Annotated in this window: 4 protein-coding genes; 2 read left to right on the top strand and 2 right to left on the bottom strand. The window is 73.3% G+C overall.

The features are described from left to right. Positions 1-58: 58 nt before the first annotated feature. Positions 59-1,291 carry a cystathionine gamma-synthase gene (locus HGA02_RS10935; RefSeq protein WP_168679034.1) on the bottom strand — a complete coding sequence of 411 codons (1,233 nt, stop codon included), beginning with the start codon at positions 1,289-1,291 and terminating at the stop codon, positions 59-61. Positions 1,292-1,464: 173 nt separating this feature from the next. On the opposite strand from HGA02_RS10935, the gene msrA reads away from it, so the two are divergent. Together msrA and HGA02_RS10925 are read left to right on the top strand one after the other, a co-directional pair. Next, entirely contained in the window at positions 1,465-2,133 is a 669-nt protein-coding gene (gene msrA, locus HGA02_RS10930) for a peptide-methionine (S)-S-oxide reductase MsrA (RefSeq protein WP_168679033.1), read from the top strand. Between the two features lie 121 nt (positions 2,134-2,254). Continuing rightward, the gene (locus tag HGA02_RS10925; protein ID WP_168679032.1) at positions 2,255-3,346 is read left to right on the top strand and encodes a hypothetical protein; all 1,092 of its coding nucleotides are present in this window, start codon (positions 2,255-2,257) and stop codon (positions 3,344-3,346) included. A 261-nt stretch (positions 3,347-3,607) separates the two neighbouring features. Here HGA02_RS10925 and HGA02_RS21820 read toward each other — a convergent pair. After that, positions 3,608-4,627: SelT/SelW/SelH family protein (locus HGA02_RS21820; RefSeq protein WP_246247675.1), on the bottom strand; the 1,020-nt coding region annotated here is incomplete at its 5' end.

Raw genomic sequence — 4,627 nt, 5'->3', positions numbered from 1 at the left:
GCCGCGGGTGCCGCACCGAGCACCGAGGGCTCCTGCGCGGCGGGGCGCTTCTCGAGCGTCACGCCCCACGCCCCGCGGCGAGCGCGCGGTCGAGGTCGGCGATCAGGTCGTCGGCGTCCTCGATGCCCACGGACAGCCGGACGAGGTCGTCGGGGACCTCCAGGGCGGTGCCCGCGACAGACCCGTGTGTCATGCGGCCGGGGTGCTCGACGAGCGACTCGACGCCGCCGAGCGACTCGGCGAGCGTGAACACCTCGGTGGCCGCGCACACCGCGAGCGCCGACGCCTCGCTGCCGGTGCGGAACGACACCATGCCGCCGGCGCCGCGCATCTGGCGCGCGGCGAGCTCGTACCCGGGGTGCGACTCGAGGCCCGGGTAGATGACCGACGTGACCGCGTCGTGCGCCGCGAGGAACTCGGCGACGCGCTGCGCGTTGGCGACGTGCCGGTCCATCCGGACGGCGAGCGTGCGCAGGCCGCGGAGCGTGAGCCACGCGTCGAAGGGGCCGGCGATCGCGCCGGACGCGTTCTGGTGGAACCCGACGGCGTCGGCGAGGTGCGTCGTGCCGGTCGGCCCGTCGAGCCCGACGGGCAGCTGGGCGCCGTCCGCGACGACGAGCGCACCGCCGACCACGTCGGAGTGCCCGCCGATGTACTTGGTCGTCGAGTGCACGACGACGTCGGCGCCGAGCGCGAGCGGCTGCTGCAGGTACGGGGTCGCGAACGTGTTGTCGACGGCGAGCAGCGCGCCGACGCCGCGGGCCAGCGCCGAGATCGCGGCGATGTCGGCGACGTTGAGCAGCGGGTTCGTCGGTGTCTCGACCCACACGAGCTTGGTGCGGCCCGGCTGGATCGCGGCCGACACGGCGCCCGCGTCGGTGAGGTCGACGGGCGTGTGCTCGATCCCCCACGGACCGAACACGCGCGCGATCAGGCGGTACGTGCCGCCGTACGCGTCGTCGGGGACGACGACGTGGTCACCCGGTCGCAGCGCGGCGCGCAGCAGCGTGTCCTCGGCGGCCAGGCCGGACGCGAACGCGAACCCGGCGGCGCCGAGCTCGAGGTCGGCGAGCGCGGCCTCGAGCGCCGCACGCGTCGGGTTGGCCGAGCGCGAGTACTCGTAGCCGCCGCGCAGGCCGCCGACGCCGTCCTGCTTGTACGTCGACACCTGGTAGATCGGCGGGACGACCGCGCCCGTCGTCGGATCGGGGTCCTGACCTGCGTGGATGGCGCGGGTCGCGAAGCCGGCGGTGGGTCGGTCGTCGCCGTCGGTGCTGTGTGGGGTGGTCACCGCCCCAGGCTAGGCCGTCGCACCCGGGACCTGCCCCCGGACGCGCGCCCAGGTGCTGGTGCACCGCACCCGTCCCGCGGGGCGCGCAGCGGGAACACCGGACGTGCGCGCACGGTTGTGCTGGCCGGGATGGACCAGGCGAACCGCCGGTCTCCCGGAGAGGACCAGCGACCATGAACTGGCTTTTCGGCTCTGCGCTCCGATCGACGATGGTGGCCCCGGACCGGGCCCTCGCCGGTCGCGACGGCTACGCGTACCCGGTCCCGGAGACGCACACCGTGCTCGGCACCCCGCTCGCGGGCCCGTGGCCCGAGGGCACGCGCGTGCTGTACGTCGCGATGGGCTGCTTCTGGGGCGCCGAGCGCGCCTTCTGGCAGCTGCCCGGGGTCGTCACGACCGCCGTCGGCTACCAGGGCGGCTACACGCCCTTCCCGACGTACGAGGAGACGTGCACGGGCATGACCGGGCACACCGAGATGGTCCTCGTCGCGTACGACCCGACCGTGCTGTCCGACGACGACGTGCTGCGCACCTTCTGGGAGTCGCACGACCCGACCCAGGGCTACCGCCAGGGCAACGACGTCGGCACCCAGTACCGCTCGGCGATCTACACGACGACGCCCGAGCAGGCCGAGGCGGCGATCCGCACGCGCGACGAGTACCAGCCGCGCCTGACGCGGTCGGGCTTCGGCGACATCACGACGGAGATCCGCACGGCCGACGAGGCCGGGCCGTTCTTCTACGCCGAGGGCTACCACCAGCAGTACCTCGACAAGAACCCCAACGGCTACTGCGGCCTGGGTGGCACGGGCATCTCCTGCCCCCGCCCGACGGGCGCCTGAACCGCGACTGCCGGCCGCCGCTGAACGGCGGCCGGCAGTCGTTCGGGGCATGAGTAAAGCCCCAGGCGCATGAGATCAGAGGCGACACTGGGGCGTTCGTCTACGACGATACCATTCGCCGGTGCAGAGCGATGAAGCCGTGCCGCCCGCCGTCTGGTCCCTCCTCTCTGAGCCTCGGATGCGGCCCTACATCGATGCTGCCGGCGGCGATCGAGCGGGGGCTGTCGCTCTTTACGAGTGGAGCACTCGCACCGCTTCGTCAGCGTTCGAGATCGTCGGACATCTCGAGGTCCTGTTACGCAACGCCCTTGACCGACAGCTCGCCCACCACGCGCGCGAGCACGAGAACGGCATCCCGTGGTTCTTGCTCCCGACGCCCGGCGGCGACCACGTCGCCGACCAGGTGGACGCGGTGAGGGCGCGACTTCGACCGCTGCGGCAGGAGAACCGACACCAGATCGTGGCCCACCTGTCCTTCGGCTTCTGGACCGGGCTCCTGGGATCGAAGTACGAGGACCTGTGGCGCGCCGCGCTGCGGCATGCGTTCCCTCACGGCAATGGACAGCGCAAGCAGATCTCGGTCGCTGTCGAGCGAATCCGGAAGTTCCGCAACCGCCTCGCGCACCACGACTCGATGATCAACGTCGACCTCCCCTTCGAGTTGCGGCAGATCACCGAGCTGGCCGGCTGGATCTCGCCCGACGCGGCGACGTGGATCCAGGCCCGCTCCCGCGCGATGGAGGACTACCGGGAGCGCCCCTCTCCCGTGTCCGACACCGTCGTCGTCCCGGCGCGCACAGCGTGGGCGCTGTACGAGAGCCACAGGGCCTACGTGTGCGAGGCCGGACGCACGTTCAGACCTGTGGAGCGCATGGCGTTCTACGCCGACAGGGAGATCAAGCCTGACATCCCGCGGGTCGTCGAACGGCGGGACAACGTCGACTGGACCGAGGAGTCGGCCGCACGTCTCGCCGGTTCGTCGGACCGGACGGATCGACGCATCGGTGCGCTGATCGCCGCCGCGCGCGCGGCGGGTTGGACGGAAGGCCGTTACCAGGTCTTCCTTCTGACGCGGCCGGGTGACCCCGCGCATCGCGCGCTACCTTCGCCGCTGCCGCATCGCGAGGCCGGTCGAGGGTCGGGCTTCGTCCGCCGCCAGAAGTACGTCGCACTCCACGGGCTGGAGATCGCAACGTCGACCGCTGACCTTTAGTCGGCAAGTCTCGGGTGGGCGGACGGCGAGGAGCGCCCCTCTCCCGTGCCGTCCGCCCACCCTGCGGCGGGTCGCGGGCCCCCGTGACCGCTTGACCCGCCGCCTCCGGTGAAGGCCTGCGTTCGCCGCGAAAGTAGTCCGGACGGGTGAGCCCGGTCCACGCCTGTCCACGTGGGACCGGACCTCGGTCCAGGACGTCTGCGCAGGTCGGACGGGCTGACAGGGCGGTCAGCGACCGGGGCCGGGGGCCGTCGGCGACGGTCAGAGACCGTCCGAGTGCCCCAGCGGCTTGTCCGGGGCGACGACGTCGCGGACCCGGCGCTTGAGCACCGTGATCTCCGGGAAGCCGCCCTCGACCTTGCGGTCCCAGACCACCTGCCCGTCGGCCTCGACCGTGAAGACCCCGCCGTTGCCTGGGCGCAGCGCGACCTCGCCGAGCTCGCGGTGGAACGTCGTGAGCAGCTCCTGGGTGTACCAGGCGGCGCGCAGCAGCCAGCGGCACTGCGTGCAGTAGGTGATGACGACGCGCGGGGCCGCCGTGGGCGACAGCTCCACCGGGGTGGCGGTGTCCGCGGTGCGCCCGGCGACGTACGGCAGGACGAGCAGGTCGAGCGGGGCGTCACCGAGGTCCGCGACGTCGGCCATGAGCGCGTCGACGTCGGCATCGGGCGCGTGCGTCCGCAACCACCAGGCGACGGCCGCCCCGGCGCTCGACGACCCCGCGAGCAGGGCGGGGTGCTCGCCCGTGACGGTGCGGACCAGGCTCATCCCGGCCGCCGCGACGGGGGCAGGCTCGGGGTCGGACGTGAGGATCGTGCACACCGCCTCCGCGGTGCCGACCGAGTCGGCGGCCTCTCCCGGTCGCCGCACGCCCGCAGCCCAGGTGCCGACCGGGTGGTCGTGACCCGCGATCGTCACCGGCGTCCCGGCCGCCAGCCCTGCGGCGGTGAACGGGCCGTCGACGACCCGTCCGAGCAGCTCTCCCGGGGCCAGCACCTCGGGGACCTGCGACGGCCGCAGGCCCACCTCGGCCAGCAGGTCGGCGTCGAAGGCGCTCGGGAGGTCGCCCGGTCGGCCGAGGCGGTAGGCGCCCGTGCGTCCGGCGAGCGTGTGGTCCGTCGCGAGCCGCCCGGTGAGCAGCAGCCCGACGAGGTCCGCGGCCCCGGACCACCGTCCGGCGCCGGCCTCGGTGTGCAGCGCGTCGGCGTCGTGCGTGCGCAGCCACTCCCACGTCGCGAGCGGGATCTTCGCGCTCGCGCGGACGCCGGCCGCGGCGAAGAG

Origin of the sequence: Cellulomonas septica (genome assembly GCF_012396155.1) — a bacterium.
In the GTDB taxonomy this organism is placed as follows: Bacteria; Actinomycetota; Actinomycetes; order Actinomycetales; family Cellulomonadaceae; genus Cellulomonas; species Cellulomonas septica.
The sequence above is the reverse complement of the archived record's forward strand: the minus strand, read 5'-3'. Positions and strand labels throughout refer to the sequence as shown.